The organism is Dyadobacter sp. CY343, from assembly GCF_021390335.1.
In the GTDB taxonomy this organism is placed as follows: Bacteria; Bacteroidota; Bacteroidia; order Cytophagales; family Spirosomataceae; genus Dyadobacter.
On sequence record NZ_JAJUXK010000005.1, the window covers coordinates 298,012 to 319,604 of the forward strand.

Consider the following 21,593-nt stretch of genomic DNA (forward strand, 5'->3'; position numbering starts at 1 on the left):
AGCGATTTGAATGGACCCACAGCCTTACCTACCGATAAAAAATGCCTCTTTTTCAGGAATATTTGGTGTAGCCCAAACAGATATTACGCCCCCCGCCGGGATCTACTCCCGCAACTGGGGGGCGTCGGAACACGACGTGGCAGAGGGAGTTCACCGACCGCTGATACTTACGTGTCTGACGATCCAGTCTTCCCCGAATGAAAAACCGCTCGTGATCGTTGCGGCGGACCTGGGATGGTGGAAAAGTGCAGAAGACGAGCGATTTGTGCGCGGCAAGATACTGAATGCATTGTCGCTCGATGCCGGGCGGCTGATGTTCTGTTTATCTCACACCCACGCAGGTCCGAGCTTATGCCGCGACGATGCAGCCAGAACGGGCGGCGACCTGATCGCTCCTTATCTCGATCAGGTGATAAATTCGACTATTCTTACTGTCAATGAAGCACTTGCCTCAGTAAAAGCCGGTGTGCTGACATGGGAATATGGAAAATGTAATCTTGCCAAAAACAGGGATTTACCCCAACCTGAGAAAAACCGTTTCCTGGTTGGCTTCAATGCCGAAATCCCCGCAGACGATACGCTGCTGGTAGGCCGCGTGACAGATAATGAGGGAAAAACCCTCGCTACACTGACTAATTACGCCTGCCACCCGACTACGCTTGCCTGGGATAACCGCCTCATTTCGCCCGACTTCATCGGCGCAATGCGTGAAATCGTCGAAACCGAAACGCAGGCGCCAAGTCTGTTCCTGCAAGGCGCATCTGGCGATCTTTCTCCGGCTGAGCAATACTCCGGCGACCAAAAGCTGGCCGACCGGTATGGCAGACAACTTGGCTATGCCGTACTGGCGACATTGGAAAGCATGTTCAGGCCTAAATCAAGCCTTACTTACCAGTGTGCCGTCGAGTCCGGCGCGCCGCTAGCGGTTTGGCGGGAGGAAGTTGATGCTATTTCCAATGTGCTTAAAGTGAATGTGATAGAAATTGAATATCCGCTTAAACCCATGTCGTCGCTTGCTGAGCTCGAAGCAGAATGGGCGAAATGCGAAGACCGGGTTTTGAAAGAGCGCCTCTGGCGAAAACGTTGCATCCGGAAAGTGGTTGGCGATGGTACTACGGCTGTTATGCCCGTGTGGATGTGGCAATTGGGTGATAGTATTTTGGTTGGGCAATGCAATGAGGCTTATTCCGGGTTTCAGATCAACGTGCGCGCCGCCTTTCCTTCACACGCAGTAGCGGTGATGAATGTGGTCAACGGAAGCATTGGTTACCTGCCGCCTGCCGAATTGTATGAGGAAGATATGTACGCAGTCTGGCAAACCCCTTTCGACAAAGGCTCCCTTGAAATGCTCCACGAAGCAGTAATATCCCAGGCCCAACTCATGATTTCTGAAAAATAATGAACATCAATCTCACAGCACTCGACGCGACGATATTTGGCATTTACATTCTGGGCGTAATCGGTCTGGGCATTTACGCGTCCAGAAAAGGCGAGCAAACCAAGCGAGATTACTTCCTGGCGGGCGACAAATTGCCCTGGTGGATGATCGGCGGGAGCATTATCGCTTCCAATATCAGCAGCCACCACCTGGTCGGCGCTATGGGCATGGCGTACAGCCGCGGATTTATAGCCGTTGCGATGGAATGGGGCGCTATCTTCATGGGATTCAATGCGTTACTCTGGATTTTCCTGCCATTTTATATTCGAAACGGCTTTTATACAGTCCCCGAATTTTTACATAAAAGATTCGGCGGCGCAGCCAGAACAACCTACGCGGTGCTGATTTTGCTCACTTATATATTGGTGGAAATCAGCGCGGTGCTGTATCTGGGTGCGCTTTCGCTGCATTCTTTACTGGATATTCCGGTGATAACGAGCGTGATAGTCCTAGCAGTACTGACGGGCGTTTACACGATCATAGGCGGGTTGCGGGCGGTGATCTGGACTGAAATGCTGCAATTGGGCGTGCTCGTTCTGGGTGGGATTATTCTCACCGTCGCTACCGTGGATGCGGCGGGCGGGGTAGAGGCGGTGGTCGCAACTTCCAAAGACTGGGAGCTGATCCTCCCGGCCAGCGACCCTGATTTTCCGTGGACGATGTACCTCGGCGGATCACTGTGTATCAGCGTTTTTTATTGCGCCACCAATCAGTTTATCGTGCAGCGCGTACTGGCCGCGAAAAACGAGTGGCACGCCAGAATGGGCGTCATTTTTGCTGACTATCTCAAATTTCTGATCCCGCTGATCATCACAGTGCCAGCTTTGGTGGCGCCGAAACTGTTTCCAAATCTCGAAAAGCCCGATCTGCTTTTTCCTACGCTCGTACAAAACCTGCTGCCGTCGGGCCTGGTAGGATTGGTCATGGCGGGACTGATCGCGGCGGTGATGTCACACCTTTCCGGTGCAATTAATTCCTGTACAACCATCCTGACCATGGATATTTACCTGCCCTATTTCAGTAAAAAAGCTTCTGAGAAGCAGGCAGTGCGGTTTGGTCGGGTTTCGGGAGCGATCATTATCGTGATCGGGATACTTTGCACGGGATTGTTCCTCGCACATTCCGACAAGCCCGTTTTTCTGTATTTACTAAATGCTTACGGACTGTTTACGCCAGGTATCGCGGCGATGTTCCTGCTGGGTATTTTATGGAAAAGAACAACCCACGCCGGAGCGCTCACGGCTGGTATTATGACCATTCCTTTGTCGCTGGTTATCGAATTTATATTCCCTCAAATGCCCTTCCTGAACCGTACAGGCATTGTTTTCTGGACTTGCATTGTTACTTGTATACTGGTGAGTCTGGTTACGAAACCAAAGCCGGACGCGGAGCTGGAAGGTCTGATCTGGAACAGGGCAAGCCTGACATTACCACCTGCCGAGCGCGAGCAGCAGCGAGGTTTGCGCAATCCTTTTTACTGGTGGGCGCTCATTACTGCGATCGTTTTGTTCTTTTATATCAGGTTTGCTTGATGGAGGAAGGAGGAAGGGAGGGAAGGGAGGAAAGGGAGGAAACGACCAGCGCATGCCGCAGAGCGGCTACCCATTTGTAGAGAAAGGGCGGCCCGCGTAGGGAGGAAGGGCGGCCCGCGTAGGGAGGAGGGAGGAAGGGAGTTTTTTTTGGTTTTTGTTTTTATAGAATGAAAATGGCGGCTGAGGTTGTATTGGAACATTGCTGCGAGCTAGGTGAAGGGCCGGTGTGGGACGTGGTGCGGAAATGCATTCTGTGGGTTGATATTACGAAAGGGGAAATTCATCAATTCTTTCTTGCCGACAAAAGGCATGAGGTATTCCATGCAGATCAGATGGTGGGCGCTATTGCATTACGAGCCGATGGAAAACTGATCGCTGCATTACAGCACGGGTTTTATACCATTGACCTGAACACCAAAAGCATGCAGGCAATAGCCGACCCCGAGGTAGCATTGCCAAACAACCGCTTCAACGACGGAAAGTGCGACCCGGCGGGCAGATTCTGGGCAGGTACCATGTCAATTTCAGATCAGGAAAAGGCAGGGAAGCTGTATATGATGGATACAGACGGTACTGTTTCAATAAAAATAGACGAGGTAACCTGCTCAAATGGAATGGCTTGGAGTCACGATCACCAAACGTTTTATTACATTGACACAGGCGCGCAGGAGGTGGTCGCTTACGATTTTGATATCGAAAATGCAGCCATTACAAACAAGCGCAGCATTATTCAAATAGCCTCCGAAGAAGGTTACCCCGATGGAATGGCGATCGACAGTGAGGGTATGTTGTGGATCGCGATCTGGGGAGGCTGGAAAGTGAACAGGTATGATCCCGGCACCGGCCGGTTGCTCTTTGAAATTCATTTGCCAGTTTCGCTGGTTACATCCTGCACGTTCGGTGGCGAGCACCTGGAAGACTTATATATTACCACTGCCCGAAAAGGTTTGTCGGAATCGGATCTTCAAGCGCAGCCGCTCGCCGGCTCTTTATTTGTAGTTAAAGGATTAAACTACCCACCAAATAAAACCGTCGCCAGGTAAGTCCATGGTCCGCCTTCGTAGCGCCACAAATGGATGCCGGTCACTGCGAAGCTGAAAGGCTGGAAGGTTGGTGTAAGCTCGGCCTGCAACTTTTTGGCTACCGCAGAATCCACTTTATTTTGTATCGTAATGTGGAAATTCCGCTTCTGTCGGTCCTGGTTCGTCAGCACGTCCGACCAGCTATTTTGAAGCGTTTTGTGCACTTTGGGTAGCTCCGCCGAGATTATTTTAAAGGCGGTACCGTTGCCCAGCGATACGATGTTTTGGGCGGTAACTTCAAACGGCTGCTGTTCCTTTGCGAGTTTTTCCAGATCTTCAAAAATCCGCGGATCGTCTGGTAATGCGTGAAAAAGGGTTAGGTGTGCTTCGAGAAAATTACGCTCGGGCGGGAAGTGTTGCCGGCGCAGCTCGTTGAAATAGGTTTGGGCAAAAGGCGCGATCACCAGCGTCGCTACCAGTGGTTTTTTGTCAGCTCCGTTTGCCGGGTTGTGAGTCTGTTCAGTCAATGCTGTTTTATTTAAATCTCTACTTTCATACCCAACAATTGTTCCAGATCTTAACTGGAAAACTGTCTGGGCTTTAGCATTCCTTTCCGAGGCAACCGGCGGCGGCTTTCAAATTTGCTCCGATCTTGGCATATTAGATCCAGACAAATCAAACACATTAAACAAACCTAAAAAAATGGCGGCGACCTACCTCACAAGCGCGATCAGGCAGTTTGAATATTATAAAATGCTCGGTGAAAAAGCGATGGCGCAGGTAACCGACGAAACTCTTTTCTGGCAGTATAATGAAGAGAGTAACAGCATTGCCGTCATTGTCAGGCACATAGCAGGCAATATGCTGTCGCGGTTTACAGATTTTCTCACGACCGACGGCGAAAAACCCTGGCGAAACCGCGACGAGGAGTTTGAAAACGGTTTCTCAGACCGGGCGGAACTGCTGGCCTATTGGGAAAAAGGGTGGAGTTGTTTGCTAGATACGCTGCGAAATCTCACCGACGAAGAACTGGATACGATCGTTTATATCAGAAACGACGGGCATACTGTAACAGAGGCGATTAACAGGCAATTGGCGCATTATCCCTATCATATTGGACAGATCGTAATGATAGCAAAAATGGCAGCCGGTTCGAACTGGGAAAGCCTTTCCATTGCCAGAAATAAGTCCACCGATTACAATGCCCGGAAGTTTGAAAACGAAAAGACGAAACGGCATTTTACCGACGATCTCTAAATATTAACGCAGCTTTTTCCGGGCTACTTCGCCTTTTCTTTCAGCACGGAATATTGTTCGCGCAGCTTTTTCAGATCCTTTGCATAACGCGGGTCAGCGGCAACATTTTGTTTTTCAAGCGGATCTTTTTTCAGGATATAAAGCTGCTCATAACCTTGCTCCGTGAACTTCATGTACTTCATATCTTTTTTCACAACTCCCTCAATCTTAGGCAATCGCGGACTGCCCATAAAGGTATGCTCATAAAAAAATACGTCGCGCCTGACAGGTTTTCTGGCCAGCAGGTCAATACCCTGCATTTGCGGAGGTACCGGCAGTTTTGCAAGGTTCAGGATCGTGGGGGCAATGTCAATATTCAATGCGATACGCTCTTCTACTGATCCTGATTTTCCACTCCGGGGATCGTAAATGATCATCGGCACGCGGATGGATTCTTCAAAACCAAACCATTTTCCTTCCAGTCCGTGCTCGCCCAATGCAAATCCGTTATCACCCATAAAAATGATTATCGTATTGTCTGCAATTCCCAGCGTTTCAAGTTGTTTGCGAAGCTTGCCTACTACTTCGTCTACTCCCGTAATCAGGCGGAAATAGTCTTTCACCGTTTGCTGGTGCAGTTCAGGGGTAGAGAAAAGTGGCTGCCAGCGCTCGCGGCCAATGTTTTTGTCAGTGCGGAAAAAGTCGGGAAATGCATTCCAATAAGAAGGGTCGGCCGTTTCCGGCTGCGGCACACTGATATTTTTGTACAAATCCTTAAAACGCTCTTGAACCGGGTAAGTTGGCGGACTTCCGTCCAGCTCGTGCGGCGCTTTGAAACTCACCGAGAGACAAAACGGCGACTGGCTGCCGAATTTCTGCAAAAACTGGTCGATTCCGTTCGCTACACTATCGGTATGATGGATAATGGAACCGTCGGCGCGCTTGTATTCGTAAGGCGGCTGACCTTTGCGGTTGCACGCCCAGAAATCAAATTCCTGATCCGGCGGGTTGTCGCCGACGCCATATTTTCCCACAAAACCAATTTTATAACCCTTTGATTTTAACAACATCGGATACGTATTTGCCAATGCTGCCGGACTGAAATCCTGCGCAAAATCATCGATTTTGTGGCGCGACATATACTGCCCGCTCAATATGCTGGCCCGGCTGACCGAGCAAATAGAGGTAGTCACGTACGCGTTTTTGAAAAGTATTCCCTTGTTGGCAAGCTGATCCAGGTTAGGCGTTTGAATGTACTGATTGCCCGCAACGCCCAGCGCGTCGGCCCGGTGATCGTCGGTGAGCAGGAAAATGATATTCGGGCTTTGTGCGGCTGCCGGTTTTCCTGTTACAATTGATAGGAGCAAAAAACCAAGGATTGTCAGTTTGTTCATATTGTTTCGGCGTTACCGGATCGCAATTTTTTCTTTTTCATACAATGCTTTGATGGCCGCCAGCTTCTTCTGATAGCGTTTTTCGCGCGCCACATCTTTCTTTTCTTCTGCATCTTTTTTGGTATCGTAAAGCGACTCGAAGTTGTGCTCAGTATAATTAAAATACTTGAAATCGGGCGATATTAATCCCTCCACTTTCGGCAGCATCGGACTCGTAAACACCGTATGTTCATAGAAAAAATGTTTCCTTCCGGGTTGTTTCTTTTGAATCAGATCCAACAGGTTTACTCCCTGCATTACATCAGGAACGGGCACGCCGGCCATATTCAGGATAGTAGGCGCAATATCGATATTCAATACCAGCTGCTCTGCTTTTACATTCCGCAGTTCCGAGTAGGGGCGCAAGTCGTTGATGATCAGCGGCACGTGAATGCCTTTTTCAAATCCATACCATTTTCCCATCATACCGTGCTCGCCCAGCGAAAAACCGTGATCGCTGGTGTATACTACGATCGTATTTTGGTCCATTCCAAGCGCGCGCAGCTTTTCGACCACTTTTCCCACCGCTTCATCCACGCCGGTAACCAGCCGGTAATAATTCTTCACATTCTCCTGAAACAGCTCGGGCGTAGAGAACAGACCGATCCACCGGCCGCGACCTATATTCTGGTTCGTCCTGAAAAAGTCGGGAAAACTGTTCCAATATTCGGGCGCTGCAGTAGCCGGTACGGGCATTTTCAAATCTTTGTACAAACCCTTATATCGCTCCTGAACCATATAAGTCGCGGGATTTCCATTCTGTCCGTCGACTTCGTGTGCTGCCGTGAAAGATAATGCAAGGCAAAACGGCTGATCTGATTTTTGCTTGTCCAGGTACTCCAGCGCCTTTTGCGCAATGTTGTCTGTCTGGTGCAAACCTTCTTTAGTCATCCACGGAATCTGCGCGTCCCAATGGTCGAAGTACTGGGTTGGCGGCGTTTTGCCGACTCCCAGAAAACCGATCTGCGCCGTTTTATAACCTGCTTTTTTCAATACCATCGGATACGTATTCCGCATTGCTTCATCCGAAAAGCCCGTTGCGAAATCGTTGATCTTGTGGCGCGCGCGATGTTGTCCGCTCAGGATACTCGCCCGGCTCACAGCGCAGATCGCCGTGGTCACGTACGCATTTGTGAACCGGATCCCGCCTTTGGCAAGCTGGTCCAGGTGCGGGGTCTGGACAAACGGGTGACCGTTGATGCCCAGCGCTTCCCCGCGGTGACTATCTGCAATGATAAAAACGACATTGGGATGTTTGGAAGCGGTTTTGGCTGCCTGAGCTATTGCCTGATCCTGCATTATTAAACCAAAAAACAGGAACAATAGGCTTGTGCGCCATTTCAGTTTTTGCAACATTTCACGATGTGTTTTTATCATTACCAAAAAATTAATAGCCGGTATTCTGGTTGAGTTTATTAATCAGGATCTGCTCGCTCGGGATCGCAGCGAGTACCTGTGCGTCAGGCGCTTGCTTACCGTGTGCACGCATTACTTCCAATGCGCGACCTCTGCGAACCAGATCATACCACCGCTGATTTTCAAAACAGAATTCCAGCATTCTTTCCTTTTCGATCAGCATATCCAGCTGCGTTTTTGCCAGGCCGGCAGCAGGTTTAAGTCCGGCCCTTTCCCTTACCTGATTTACGAAAGGAATCGCCTCGGCTGTGCGGTTGAGGTTATTCAAAACTTCGGCGTACATGAGCAAAATATCCGAATAACGCAATATAGGAAAGTTATCACCGGCCCAGTTGAGCGCCGCGGTTTGTGGTGCCTTGTATTTCGCGCAATAGGGGAGATCGGCCACGATACCATTCCAATCCGGGCCGCGCCAGTAAGCGATCGACACACTTTTACGCTTATCGCCCACCTCGAAAGCCTTGATCAGATCCTGACTCGGGCGCATATTGCCAGCCAGTGACAGCGCGATATTCGGCCGGTTCGTCACTTCGCCTTTGGAAGTATAAGGTGCGTTAAAGAATATAAACTGGTTGGATAAAGCCGCCGCCGCCTCTGAATACTGGACTGAAAAAAGGGTTTCCTTGTAGTCTTTGTTGGCCGGATCAAATACATTTTTATAGTCAGGCAGCAGGCTGAATTTTCCCAGATCAATCACCTTTTTGAGCATAACCTCGGCAGCCTGGTAATTTTTTGTGGTCAAATATACCTTTCCCAAAAGTCCCAGTGACGCGGCGTAATTCACGCGGCCGTTTTCTTCCACGGTCGCCGCAGCTTCCAGGTGCGTTTGCGCTTTTGTCAGGTCTTCCGTGATCAGCGCGTAAATATCAGCCACAGGAGATCGTTTGATATTCACCGCCTCCAAGCCTGTAACGGGTTCAGTAACAACCGGTACGTCGCCAAACTGTCGAACGAGGTTAAAGTAATACAGCGCGCGCAGGAAGTGAACTTCACCCGAAGAGCGGCTTTTCAAAGCTGCATTGCTCCAAACATGCGAGCCGCTTTCGAGCACAGAAATAGCCTTATTGCAATTGTAAATCCCTTTGTAAGAAAAATTCCAAAAATCGTCCAGCGCAAGATTGTCCGAGCCTGCTATCACCGCGTCCATCCGGTCGGTCGTGAAATCGCCGGCTACACTGCTCGTCTGCTGATCCAGAACGTCAGATTTCAGCTCGGAAATAACCCAGTGGGTACGCTTTTCGATATCTCTGAGCGACGTGTAGCAACCATTTACCAAAGTGATTATTTCTTCATCCGAACTATAAAAATTGCCTTCGTTGAGGCTGGTTTCAGGATATATGTTCAGGAAATCTCCCGAGCAGGAATAGAGGCTCAATACCAGTCCTGCTAATATGATTTTCTTCATGATCTGCTGTTTTAAAAGTACTAAAACTGAATGTTAATGCCGGCGGTCACAGTGCGTGGAATAGGGTAGCTACCCATATCATATCCCGGCACGAGGGTATTGTCCATATTGGAAGCCTGTCCCTCGGGGTTTGCCCCGGTGTACTTCGTAAAAGTGGCGAGGTTCTGCACACTCATGTACACCCGCAGGTTGCGATAATAGCGCTTTTGACCAAACACATCTGAGGGAATAGTATAGCCCAAAGTCATGTTTGTAATCCGCAGGTAGGAAGCGTCTTCCAGCCAGATCTTGTCATTCACGCGGTGCACCGAATTCGGGCCGAACGCGTGGATCCCGTCGCCCGGATTTTCATCGCTTCTCCACCGGTTCACCCATTCTTTTCCGATATTGAAAAAGCCTTGCAGGTTGTCGGTGGTCTGGCGCATTCCGTTCATCACGTACCCGCCGTATTGCCCGTTCACATTTACACCCAGGTCGAAGTTTTTGTAGTTCACCCTGTTGGAAAGTCCGTAGATGAAGTCAGGATGCGGACTGCCCAGATCCTGGTAATCGATCATCTCATTCACAGTTCCGTCACCATTCAGGTCCCGATATCTCGGGTATCCTGCCGTCGCGCCGGGATATTTAGCCACGGCTGGATTGTCTATATCAGCCTGAGAATAAACACCTTCCAGCACAAATCCATAAAACTGCCCGATCGGCTTGCCCACGATTGAAACGTTGGTAGGCCGCGAGTCCATGCTGCCAGACAGAATGCGGTCTCCATTTTCGTTGGTAGCCAGGATTTTATTGCGGTTAAATGCGACATTGAAATTAACATCCCAGGTCAACTGCCCCGAAACCGGCGTGGCGTCTATACCCAGTTCCAGCCCGCGATTGCGGACACTTCCTTTGTTTACCAACTGATTATTAAAACCGGTAATCGCCGGAATCACATCGTTCAGCAGCATATTGACGCTTTTCCGGTGATACAGATCGGCGGTGACAGAAAGTTTTCCCTTGAACAATGCAGTTTCAAGTCCCAGATCGAACTGCTCGGATTCTTCCCAGCCCAGAAAAGGATTGAATAGACTGACCGTTGCAGCGGAAACCGTATTGTTGTTGAATACATACTGACCCATATTCACATTCGACAAATGCGAATAGTTACCAATATTGTTGTTTCCACTTTTTCCATAGCTGGCGCGCAGTTTAAGGTGGTCAATTGCCGGGATCGCTTTGATAAATTCCTCATCAGAAAGCTTCCAGGCTATTGCCGCAGAGGGGAACAATGCGAACCGGTTGCTGGTACCAAACCGCGAAGAACCGTCGCTGCGCAAAGTGGCCGTGAACAGGTAGCGATCTTTGTAGGAATAGTTCAGGCGGCCGAGATAGGAGATCATACTCCATGTATCGACCGATTCGCCCCAGCCTGTTATGCCCGGCGCCGCATTGATCGTCTCGATCAGATCATTCGCGTACGGACCTGCATTCAGATTGACCCCGTTACCTTTTGATTTTTGCGTAGTATATCCCGCCAGAATGCTCAGATTATGGTTTTCGAGTGATTTGGAATAGGAAGCAGTATTCTCGATCAGCCAGTTGAAGCTATTCCCAAACGACCGGTTTGAAGCGCCGCGGCCAGGAGCCGGCGGGTTATTGGAGCCTCCGATCGTGCTTGGAAGATATTGTTTGTATTGGGAGACAGAAACAACGGTACTGATCGCGCTACGCAGTTTCAGATTCTCGATCGGTGCCCATTCCAGCGCCGCATTTCCCAGGTTACGAAGTTCCTGATAGTTGCGTTTGCTTTGTTCCAGAATGTACAATGGATTGGCAAAGCTCCATGTACTGTTATAAATGCTGGCAGGCGTGGTAATGTAAGGTTTAATGTTCCCCTGCTCGTCGTACGGCGTCATTACCGGGTTAGCCCAGAGCGAAATCCCGGTTACGTCAGGATCCCTACCGGCTCCGGTCTGCGCCCTGTTCTGGTCAATGAATGTGGGTCTTACACTTGCCTGCAAAGTGACATTTTTCAGGATCTCGCTCTGGAAGCCGAAATTGGCCGAATAGCGTTTGATACCCGTATGTTTGATCGTTCCTTCCTGACTGAAATACCCGAATCCGAAGTTGAGCCTGGATTTCTCCATTCCTTTTTGAATATCGAAGTTGTGGTCCTGGATGAATGCAGTTTGCAGGATCAGGTCGTACCAGTTGGTGCCGGTATTATTGAGCTTATCGAGGTCGCGGTAGGCTTCGGGATAATCTTCAATGGTCGCCGCCCTTTTTTCTCTGGTACGAACCACATAATTAATACGGTCGCGCTGGTATTCTGCAAATTCCCTCGCATTCAGCATTTCGGGGCGGCCTCTCTGCGGTACGCTCTGCAAACCTGCGTAGGAAGAAAAATTGACCTGGCTGGTGTTTTTTCCAGGGTTCTTGGTGGTGATCATAATGACGCCATTCGCCCCGCGCGAACCGTAAATCGCCGTGGAAGACGCGTCTTTCAGAATCGTTATTTTGTCAATATCATTTGGGTTAATGAAGGTAAGCGGGTTTATGTTCTGGTTGAGTCCGGATGAATAGGGCATTCCGTCGATCACGTATAAAGGTTCATTTCCCGCACCCAGCGAGCCGCTTCCACGTATTTTCACCGAGGTACCTGCGCCCGGCGCTCCCGATACCTGCTGGATCTGAACCCCGGCAACCTGCCCCACCAGCTTCTGATCAATGGAAGCAACCGGTAAGTCCTTGATCGCTTTGGCACTTACTTCGGACACTGCTCCCGTCAGGTCGCTTTTCTTGACTGTACCATATCCTACCACCACTACTTCTTCCAGAGATTTGGTGTCCGTAAGCAGCTTTACTTCCAGTGTAGACTGGTTGCTGATATTGATTTCCTGATTTAAATACCCCACAAAAGAAAAGACGAGAACGGCAGGACCGTCGGGAATATCCATTGAAAATTTACCCTCAATATCACTGATCGTACCCCGCTGCGAACCTTTCGCGATAATACTTACCCCCGGCAGCGCCTCGCCGGATTCGTCGCGGACAATGCCCGAGATAGTCCGGTCTGCATTGTGGCGGCTGTCGTCGGTTACTGCCGGTTCAGTCGGAATGGTCACTTCCGATGCATTTCGCTCGGTTTTAATGAGCACGATCTGGCTTCCTACTTCCTTGTAGCTGATATCGAGCGGCGTCAGCAAATGGTTCAATACCAGCGAGAACGGTTCGTTTTTCAAATTCACCTGCACCTTCTTTTTTAACGGAATGGTCCTGGAATTGTAAGAGAACTTAACCTTTTCGGCGGCTTCGAGTTGTTTGAGCGCGGTTTCCAAGCTGATATCTTCGGCCCGGAAACTAATTTTCTTGTCCAAAATATTCTGGCCGATCACCGGAGCGCCGATAACGAGACCGGAAAACAGGATGGCCAGGAAGAGTTGTTGCATTGACTTGGACACAATCTGGTAGTATAATCGTTTTTGGGTCAAGGATTTTTTCATAGTCAGGCATTAGGTTTAGTTACATCCGTTTGAATAAATGGTAAGCTGGTCGCCCAGGAGTTCGTACCGGGTTTCTCCTCCGGCGCTTTCACAAATGATCTTCAACTTGTGCTGTAAAGGCAAATCGCTTAATGAGGTCGAGAGATAGCAGTCTTTCAAAACCTCTTCCGGGTAATTTACTTTCAGGCCGTAGGCGAGCGCGATCGTTTCCAGGATCTTGCTGATCGGGGTATCTTCAAAATCAAACTGTAATTGTTCGATCGGTACGGTTACATTGGGGGCCGCGATAACGGGTTTTTCAAAAGCGGCCTCATGGCGCACAAACCGGATCGATTCGTTGGGATGCAGGGAAATTTCCTGCGGTGATCCGGCCTCGACCGCGTTTTTCCTTGACACTTTCACCTGCCCCGTATGGACGATCACTTCCACATCAGGCTGGTTACTGTAAGCTTTAATGCGGAAACTGGTACCTACCACGCGCGTCACGATCTCATTGGCATACACAAAAAACGGTCGTGAAGGATTTTTGCTGATCTCAAAAAAAGCTTCGCCGGTGAGTGATACTTTCCGTTCGGTTTCGTTAAAAACAGTAGGGTAGTCCAGCTGGCTTCCCGGTTGCAGAATCACCGAGCTGCCGTCTTCCAGCATCACCAGTACCGGCGTTTTTGTATTATTCCGCCGCACCGCGATCTCTCCTTCGGACAATTCTTCCGTCGCTACTTCGCGAATTTGGGGTTGGTTTAGAAAATGCCAGCCCAGCCCGACCGCCAGCAGCAATACCGCCGCCGCAGCCAGCATGCGTGCAAATTGTTTCCATTTCACAACCGGCGCCTGAGCTTCGACATTATTGATCTTTTGCCAGGTTGACTGCAATGCATCTTCCGTCTCCAACTCGGACACGCCAGTTTCCTTGAAATCCATGGCCAGCAAAACCAGTTGCGCCTCGCGGGCCAGCCTGGTTTCTTCGGTATCCGATTTCATCCATTGTTCCCAGCCGGCATCGTCAATACCTTCTCTTACCCAGCGGAGAAACGAGGGATCTTGCAAATAATCTTCCAGGAGCAAATGATGTTTGCGTTGCATTGAAACGGGTTATGATTTGGGAGAGGACGGGTTTGGCGGGGGATACTCAGGGGGGACAGGTTTTTTTTTGGGGAGGAAAGGGAGGAAGGGAGGAAAGGGAGGAAGGAGGAAGGAGGAAAGGGACGAAACAACCACCGCATGCCGCAGAGCGGCTACACATCGGTAGAAAGGCAGTGTGTGAGGACAAGGAGAATCATCAGTTGGGGGATTTCGCCTTTCCAGATGTTGCGGAGTTGTTTGATGGCGCGGTGGAGGAGGTTGGAGACAGATTGCGTGTTCATCTGCATCATTTCTGCGATCTGATCTACGGAAAGCTGATGGTAATAGCGCAGGTAAAGTGCCTCTTTCTGGCGGGGGGAGAGTTGGTTGATCGCGGCGTTGAGATACGTTACCTGCGAGCGCATTTCTTCATTTGTGATCAATTCATCCAAAATCGTGAACGAGGCGGAGAATTCAACGTGCTCAATATCAGTCGCATGCTTGAAGATCTGGTCGCGTTCCAGTTTCCGGGCAATGCGTTTTCGTAAACCGGAGAGCAGGTAGGCTCGCACTGAGTCCGGCGTGCTGATGGTTTTTCGGTAAAGCCAGATATCTGCAAAAACATCCTGAATGCAATCGCCGACTATATAATGATGTTGCGTGATTGACTTTCCATAGCTCACCAGGGAAACATGGTATTTCATGAAAAGAGAAGAAAAAGCTTTCTCACTCCCACTTTTCATTTCACTCCACAAATCAGCATCACTTATTACCGGGGGCATTTGGTATCTGGAAAGTCGTACGCCTGGAAAAGAGAGGAATAGGGGAATACTAATAACTTTTTAGATTATTTTTAATATTCCCCTCATCCTGTCGATGTTGCATTTGGAAGACAAACTTAAAAGATCATTTTTTCCGGGATATGATGGGAATGTTAACTTTTCGGTTCCTGACGTGCATGGACGCCGTCATCGCTGCGGACTCAGTTTTTTGTATGTTAATAAGTTCAAGGTGCGGAGAAAGGGCTTTGTTGAAATCAATATTGCCGATGGGAAATTTGATAAATTTCGAGGTGACAAACGAAGGCATTCCATACGTCGGGAACAGATCAATTCCTTTCCAGTCGTGCGACTGTGATATCGCATAAATACTGTCCGGCGCCAATCCCGCACCAACACCTGCATGGTCGGTCAGCCAGTCTGTTTTAACGTCCGATTGACCGGTTGAATTAAATGAAACGATATATCCGAAACCGCCGGCGTCGAATTGAAACGACGTAGAATGGCTCGGCAGCCAGCCTCCTTTGCCTGAAACGAAATTATTGAGATACTCATTGGGTGCGGCGGGATTGCGGAGACTGCCATAGTCAAAGCCGTGGTAACCGTGCACCGACGCAGCAGGATTTGGATTTGATTTGATACGTGAAGCGATGAATGTGTTTCTGCACCAAGTTTCCAGTGTAGTTTCGGAAAATACCGCTTTTTCATCGGTAATACTGAACGCTGCCACAAGTCTTGCAATGTCAGTAACCGCTGCCGACAGGCCGCCGCAACCTTCCATCAGCTCATAATTAAGTCCGCCATAATGCCCCGGAACAAGCGGCCGCGCGTCGCTGAATTTGCTGTACCATACTTCCATTGACTTGGCCATATCTTCCCATTCATTGTATTTTCCAGCTTTCAATGCCGGTTTTACATTCACGACATGGTGCCTCGCCTCATCGGCAGCCTGCTGAGACTGGATCGAGCGACTTCCCCTCACGCGGGTCATTTTCAGGGGTGTCAATACCAATTCTTTCAGAGCTGCCTCAAAGTTCACCGAGTTGCTCACTTTGGTGATGATCAGGCTTAAAAGAAAATAATCCGTATTCCCGTAATTGACGTTTGTGTGGCTGCCGGGATCTTTTTCACCCAGCTCTTTGCCGGCAATATAAGATGCAAGCTGCCACGGGTTACAGGGCAGCGCAGCTCCAAATGCCGCCACTGCCTCTAAGTCATGCCAGATCAGGTCCTGATCGATCGATGAACAGCTTTCCAGTAAATCCTGAACCAGGATATTTCCAAAACGGGCATCGACCGGTTCACCGCCGTCTGGTTTTTTTAGTCTCAAAACCTCCTGCATAGTTGTGTCCAGCGCGAAAAGGGATCCGTCAGGCAGCTTGGTGCCCAGTTGTATCAATCTATAAATTGCTGCCGCTACAAAAGTTTTGGAAACGCTCGCCTGCCGGAAGAGCGTGGTTTCCTTATGTTCGGGATAACCGGGTTCGGCGTAAGTATAGCCCGCTGCGTACACCAGCCGCGGTCCCTGTGTGATCGCCAGCGAGGCGCCGCGGATCGCGTGGTCTTTCATAAAGCGCAGCATCGCATTGTCGATCCCCTCGACTTTGGGCGCATTGTGACTGACGGAAACCCTGGGCACCCGCGCTACCGACCGCTCACTGTCGGCGAAAACAACCGAGTATTTCGTGAAAAGGAGTAGTTCCGTCTGTACTGAAACGCTGATCGGTATAAGTCCCTGGTTAATCCGCTCGGTCATCTCCTTTTCGTAAGCCTCTGGCGTAAGGTTGATGCGCGAAACCCAGCCGCCGACCTGACTATCCAGGAACAACTCAAAAAAGCGATTCCCGGGCGCCGCCGAGATCTCAACCGGCCGGCCACCCTGGCTTGTGATCGCATTGAACATCGCCTGAATATCGTCAGGACTCCGGAGCCGGCTCGCAGCTTCCACGTTCCAGGTTACGCGGGCTGTGTTCTTATGCCAGACTGCAACCAGCTGGGTATCAAATGTGTTACCATAAGCATCGAACGAAACGGGAATATAGCCGTCGTGCCAGAAGTGATAGTTCAGGCCGGCCATTTGATCGCCTGTACCCAGGATGCCGTAACGCACGATCGGCTTGTCGGTCATGGGTTTGAAGCAGGCTGCGAAAAGTGGCTTTTTAACCGTTCCGGTGGCAGTAACGAGATAGACGCCATATTTTTGCTCCCACATCTTGTCGATCTTTTCGGAAAACTCCGTCGCCGTCATTCGGTCTTCCTGAATTTCATAATGCAGGGTCGGACGCTTGATCATCACCGCGGTGTAAAGGGGATTTTCAACAGTGCCGATAACCGACAGACAGATTGTTCTGTAATGGGCTGCCTTTGCTTTGGCAGTCTCGATTTGGTGGCTGGCGTGTGAGCGGCCATACCAGTGAATGATGTCAACGGGCATACAGTTGGGGAGCGATTTGTTGGTTGAATACTATATTTCAGGAGATTACTAATATAGTATGCAGTTATCCAGCGCGCCGAAAAATTGATCTAACGGTACATTACACACCAAATCAAACCTTTTTGCCTTCCAATTTGAGTTTGCCTTCTATTTTTCTTTCTTACTAAAAAAATAAAAATGCAGCCCGCCCATTCCTGTGTGGTTGTACATACTATTTCCCGGCGCGTAAATGCCTTTGTCAGTGACCCGGGCTATGCTGGTAGGGCAGTAGTTGTAGCGGGCGTGGAGGCCAAGTCCAAACGAGAAGGTGTATTCTAGACCTATTACCGCTGAAAAGACAGGATCTGTTTCGTAATCTGACCTTACATCGTACTTGCTTCCGAAGCGGCTGCTGCGGCGGGCAGTCACGAGACGGTTAAGTTGCGGCCCGAACACGAGACCCAGCCCGCCTAGTTTTACGCGCAGCAGCAGTGGTACCATCACCACACCCAGCGTCTCGGCAACGTCGGGCTCGTCGGTGGAATTGGAGCTGTTGAATTCCTCTTCGGCGGAGAACCACTCATATCCGGAAGTTGAATAAAGTACTTCCGGCTGAATCGCGAAGAATCTTGACAGCCTCACATCACTCGTGATCCCGGCGTGGAAATAGATGGTCTGCACAGAATTCCGGATCTTGTAATTGTGCGCTGAAAAGTAATTTTCTCCAACGAGCGTAGGCGCATTCAGTCCGGCTTTTACACCGACCCGCACCTGGCCTGTACATTTGGAATAAATGAACATCGCTATGATCAACAGTTTGATAGATAGGTACTTATTCATAAAAAAATAAGATAGTAACGTTGAAAAAATTGCCTCTTGTCCCCGATTCAGTATTCCCGATCAGTGTCGACTTTCAGCTTGTAGACCAGGAAGCGGTTGGCCTGATCGCCTTCCTGCGCACCATTGATATCTTTTGCAAATCCATTGACGAGGCAGTCGAGCAGGATCGGTTTCAGGTACTTCTGAATGCCCGTTTCAGTTCGTAAAACGGCGATCGCCTCTTCCTCATCCGAGCTGATGGACATAACGGTTTCGGGAGTAAGATATCCTGTAACTTCCTTTGTAGAAAACCGGGAATCGGGTGTTTCATTGTAATATGAAACGTGGATCGCATTGTCGGCAGAGACGATCGGGTTGACTGAGAACTGCGTGCTGAAAGTCTGTTCGTCGACTACTTCCTTTGTATTCGGCAGGATCAGATCGGTTTTATCAATGTAAGCACGTGCGGTTGAACCGGGGAAGTTGCCGCGTTCGGCCATTCGTACTATATACATTCTTCCGTCCACCTCGTCGCGCACGTAAAAATCCACCCTCGCAACCCCTCCGAGCACGATTTCCATGAAGATATAGTCGACCTTGCCGGAAATCGTCTCCTTCACGATCGGTACCGGTTCCTCGTTTTTGCAGCCGGCGAAAAGCAGCAGACCAACTATAAGTACCAGAAGCTGTGAGGTAAAAAGGCTTTTCATAGAATGAAATTGAGGTATTGAGTCAGAGAATGCTGCTAAGATGATAGAGGGTAAGATATAGTTGTTGTTTAATCAATTGCGAATGCAAATGCGTCGGCGGATGTAGAGCCGGTGGATGGTTTTCCGGTGAAAAAGTATTCTCCCGGCAGCAGCTTTTTGCTCGGTGTTATTCTGAAGATCCCGTTACCGAGTTTTGAAATGTCGAGGGTGATCACATCTTCTCCTGTTTTTACGCCCGAAAAAGTCCCTGCTTTCATTGTAGCGACTTCACGCTTTCCCCGCACTACTTTTAATTTATATAACACGAGCTCAGGAAGTACTTCGCTGCCGGTATTCATTGCGAAAATGGCGTTGTCGTCAGCCGTGAGGCGCAATCCGGATTTGGCACCTTCCACCTGGAACAGGATACTTGCGCCAAATGGCCCTTGCTTGGTCCGAATACCCGCTACCATCTTTTCCAGCGCCCTGGGTTCCGCAGCAGACGGACTATAATAAACGTGGTTCAGCAGAGAGAGCGCGGGACCTTCGGGCTTCTTGGCTACGGGTTCTTTCTTTTCCGGTTTGGCAGCGGCAGTTGCGGGAGCCGCAGCGGTTGCAGTTTTTCCGGCCTGCTTGTCCATCATCGCCTTGATAACCAGATCGTCCACACCCGACTTTTTGAGGGCGACGAGGCCGGTGGCGGTTACATTGAATTTGCAAACCGAGCTTTCAATGCTGGAAAGGATGATATCCGGGCCGAGACCAGACTTATGCATTTCGATCACACCTGCATTTGTGAGTACCGTGCTGGCAGTTTGTGCGCGGGCAGCCGAGACGAAAACCAGTATTAATGCGGTTAAAACGAGCAATCTTACAATTTGAAAAGGAGAATTAATTGACCCTGCTTGGCCGCTGATGTTGTCAGATTTATTGTACATTGTAATTTGAAAAGAGGGGTGATGGAACGATTGATCTTATAGCAAAAAGCTATATTGTTTTCAAAACAATTGTTTTTGCGCAGCGACCGGTAAAAAATTTCCGAATAGCCGGAAAATCATTCCGAATCCTGAAAAACCACTGATCAATCCGGAGGGGCGGATACCATTCACCGCGGAAGCGCATTTGTTTTATGTATGAATAGAAATACTTTGCTGTTCTGCTTGCTAGCGCTTTGCCGAATGTCCCTCTATCAGACGGTTTACGCACAGAATAATTCCAAAACGGCTTACCAGCGTCTTTTTCAAACCCAGCAGGATTACAAAGCGGCGTTGCTTGCAGGCGATTCGGCGCAGATTGCGGAAGTATGTTATCTGCTTGGCAAGCGGTTTATGGGGATAGACAATTATGCCAAAGCCCAGCAGTGGCTGCTCAAATCGCTGGGTTTGCGGAAGCCGTACGGACCGTCAGAGGATATTGGCAAGATATATCTCCGGCTTTCGGAAACGCAGCATGAACTGCACAATCTCTCCACGTCAAAAAAGTACGCGCAGCTTGCGCATTCCAACTTTGTAGCGGCCAAATCTCAAAAAGGACTGGCCGCGAGCAATCGTGCGCTCGGCGACCTGGAAAGGCTGACTTCACACGAGAATGCTGATCCTGCAAAGTCGCTGGACAGCTCGGCACGCAGTTTCGGGCGGTCGCTGGCTATTTCCAGATCACTCGGGGATTCGGTCGATATGGCGATCACTTACGAGTCGATGGGACATTTGTATATCTTAAAGAAGGATGTTCCGACCAGTCTGGACTATTACAACAATGCGGCCAATATTTACCGACAAAAAGGCATGATCTATAACGTAGCGGCACTGTCGGAACGGGTTGCGCGGAATATGCTGATGATGGATAATTTGCCGGAAGCTAAAAAATGGCTGGACCGCGCGCTTGTGGCCGACGGTGGAAATAAACGGAATAGCAAAGACGAGGAGTTGCTACTGGGCACCCAGGCGCTTTATTTCGAAAAAATAAATGACTGGAAAACAGCATTTAAATACAACAGCGAAGTGCTCGCCCTCAAAACCCGGAACCTCAATGAAACGCAGCAGGAATCGATCACGAATATTAATCTGGCCTACGAAAATGAGCTGAACCTCGCTGAAATGGCGGCGCAGAAGAAGCAGCATATTTTACAGAAAAGACTGACAAATACGCTATTGATACTGTTCTCATTTACCGGAATTGCCTGCTTTCTGTTTTATCTGCTTTTTGTCAAATACCGCAAAACGAGCAGGGAAAACGCGATGCTGGTGAAGGAACAGAATCACCGTACCAAAAACAATCTGCAATCGGTTTCCGACCTGCTTAGCCTCCAAATGTACAACATGTCCGATCCTGAGGCGATTGAGGCAATGGAAGAAAGCTTGCTGCGCGTCCAGGCTATGACGCTCGTTCACCGCAGTCTGTACCAACGTGAGGAGCTGGTTTACATTGGCTTAAATCAATATATTCCCGACCTGATCAATATGGTATTGCAGTCGTACCGGCGCGAAAATGTGCGCACTTTCTATGCGATCGACCCGGTGCTGCTCCACACAGATCACGCGATCTCGCTGGGCCTTTTTGTGAATGAACTAACGACCAATTCCTGCAAATATGCTTTTGCCAGCCACACTTCACCGGAGCTGCATGTCAGCTGCCGGATGGAAAATGAGGAAATGATATTTACGTTCCGCGATAATGGCGCAGGCATATCTCCGGAATTGACACAAAACAAGGGTTTCGGCCTCAAACTGATCCATATCCTGGCCGAGCGGTTGAAAGGGAAGATCGACATTCTAAACCGTGATGGATTTACATTTTCACTTTCATTTAAAGCGGAAATCAAACCGGCAGCGGCCCATTTTACAGACAGGCTCAAAGTATCTTAA

At 49.5% G+C, this 21,593-nt stretch carries 16 protein-coding genes; 5 read left to right on the forward strand and 11 right to left on the reverse strand.

The annotated features are described in order from the left end of the window. The first annotated feature begins 10 nt into the window (after positions 1 to 10). The 3 genes from LZG94_RS18975 to LZG94_RS18985 all read left to right on the forward strand — a co-directional run bounded on the left by LZG94_RS18975 (position 11) and on the right by LZG94_RS18985 (position 4,013). Positions 11 to 1,399 carry a neutral/alkaline non-lysosomal ceramidase N-terminal domain-containing protein gene (locus tag LZG94_RS18975; protein WP_233793371.1) on the forward strand — a complete coding sequence of 463 codons (1,389 nt, stop codon included), beginning with the start codon at positions 11 to 13 and terminating at the stop codon, positions 1,397 to 1,399. Beyond that, on the forward strand, positions 1,399 to 2,970 hold the full coding sequence (locus LZG94_RS18980; RefSeq protein WP_233793372.1) for an SLC5 family protein: 1,572 nt from the start codon (positions 1,399 to 1,401) through the stop codon (positions 2,968 to 2,970). Before LZG94_RS18975 ends, LZG94_RS18980 begins: the two co-directional genes overlap by 1 nt. 173 nt (positions 2,971 to 3,143) lie before the next feature. After that, positions 3,144 to 4,013 (forward strand): SMP-30/gluconolactonase/LRE family protein, encoded by an 870-nt coding sequence (locus LZG94_RS18985; RefSeq protein ID WP_233793373.1) that lies wholly within the window; start codon positions 3,144 to 3,146, stop codon positions 4,011 to 4,013. On the opposite strand, the gene LZG94_RS18990 is transcribed toward LZG94_RS18985, so the two are convergent. After that, complete coding sequence (locus LZG94_RS18990; RefSeq protein ID WP_233793374.1) at positions 3,983 to 4,519, reverse strand: 2'-5' RNA ligase family protein; 537 nt, start codon at positions 4,517 to 4,519, stop codon at positions 3,983 to 3,985. The genes LZG94_RS18985 and LZG94_RS18990 overlap by 31 nt on opposite strands. A gap of 175 nt (positions 4,520 to 4,694) precedes the next feature. Between LZG94_RS18990 and LZG94_RS18995 the strand changes: the two genes are divergently transcribed. After that, positions 4,695 to 5,249, forward strand: a complete 555-nt coding sequence (locus tag LZG94_RS18995; protein ID WP_233793375.1) for a DUF1572 domain-containing protein — start codon at positions 4,695 to 4,697, stop codon at positions 5,247 to 5,249. Between the two features lie 23 nt (positions 5,250 to 5,272). Here LZG94_RS18995 and LZG94_RS19000 read toward each other — a convergent pair whose 3' ends face one another. From LZG94_RS19000 to LZG94_RS19045, 10 genes are all read right to left on the reverse strand, one after another. Continuing rightward, positions 5,273 to 6,622, reverse strand: a complete 1,350-nt coding sequence (locus LZG94_RS19000) for a sulfatase (RefSeq protein ID WP_233793376.1) — start codon at positions 6,620 to 6,622, stop codon at positions 5,273 to 5,275. A 12-nt stretch (positions 6,623 to 6,634) separates the two neighbouring features. Beyond that, the gene (locus tag LZG94_RS19005; RefSeq protein ID WP_233793377.1) at positions 6,635 to 8,038 is read right to left on the reverse strand and encodes a sulfatase-like hydrolase/transferase; all 1,404 of its coding nucleotides are present in this window, start codon (positions 8,036 to 8,038) and stop codon (positions 6,635 to 6,637) included. A gap of 10 nt (positions 8,039 to 8,048) precedes the next feature. Beyond that, positions 8,049 to 9,482 carry a RagB/SusD family nutrient uptake outer membrane protein gene (locus LZG94_RS19010; RefSeq protein WP_233793378.1) on the reverse strand — a complete coding sequence of 478 codons (1,434 nt, stop codon included), beginning with the start codon at positions 9,480 to 9,482 and terminating at the stop codon, positions 8,049 to 8,051. A 20-nt stretch (positions 9,483 to 9,502) separates the two neighbouring features. Beyond that, positions 9,503 to 12,967 carry a TonB-dependent receptor gene (locus LZG94_RS19015; protein ID WP_233793379.1) on the reverse strand — a complete coding sequence of 1,155 codons (3,465 nt, stop codon included), beginning with the start codon at positions 12,965 to 12,967 and terminating at the stop codon, positions 9,503 to 9,505. A gap of 15 nt (positions 12,968 to 12,982) precedes the next feature. Further along, positions 12,983 to 14,050, reverse strand: coding sequence for a FecR family protein (locus LZG94_RS19020; RefSeq protein ID WP_233793380.1), 1,068 nt, complete (start codon positions 14,048 to 14,050; stop codon positions 12,983 to 12,985). Between the two features lie 152 nt (positions 14,051 to 14,202). Next, positions 14,203 to 14,811 carry an RNA polymerase sigma factor gene (locus LZG94_RS19025; protein WP_233793381.1) on the reverse strand — a complete coding sequence of 203 codons (609 nt, stop codon included), beginning with the start codon at positions 14,809 to 14,811 and terminating at the stop codon, positions 14,203 to 14,205. A gap of 124 nt (positions 14,812 to 14,935) precedes the next feature. Continuing rightward, complete coding sequence (locus tag LZG94_RS19030) at positions 14,936 to 17,242, reverse strand: serine hydrolase (protein ID WP_233793382.1); 2,307 nt, start codon at positions 17,240 to 17,242, stop codon at positions 14,936 to 14,938. A gap of 147 nt (positions 17,243 to 17,389) precedes the next feature. Next, the gene (locus LZG94_RS19035; RefSeq protein WP_233793383.1) at positions 17,390 to 18,061 is read right to left on the reverse strand and encodes a porin family protein; all 672 of its coding nucleotides are present in this window, start codon (positions 18,059 to 18,061) and stop codon (positions 17,390 to 17,392) included. A gap of 47 nt (positions 18,062 to 18,108) precedes the next feature. Further along, positions 18,109 to 18,750: a hypothetical protein gene (locus tag LZG94_RS19040; protein ID WP_233793384.1), complete on the reverse strand. Its 642-nt coding sequence runs from the start codon at positions 18,748 to 18,750 to the stop codon at positions 18,109 to 18,111. 68 nt (positions 18,751 to 18,818) lie between these two features. After that, positions 18,819 to 19,598 (reverse strand): hypothetical protein, encoded by a 780-nt coding sequence (locus LZG94_RS19045; protein WP_233793385.1) that lies wholly within the window; start codon positions 19,596 to 19,598, stop codon positions 18,819 to 18,821. Positions 19,599 to 19,907: 309 nt separating this feature from the next. Here LZG94_RS19045 and LZG94_RS19050 point away from each other — a divergent pair, with 309 nt between their 5' ends. Beyond that, a complete protein-coding gene (locus LZG94_RS19050; protein ID WP_233793386.1) occupies positions 19,908 to 21,593 on the forward strand; it encodes a sensor histidine kinase in 1,686 nt (561 codons plus the stop codon).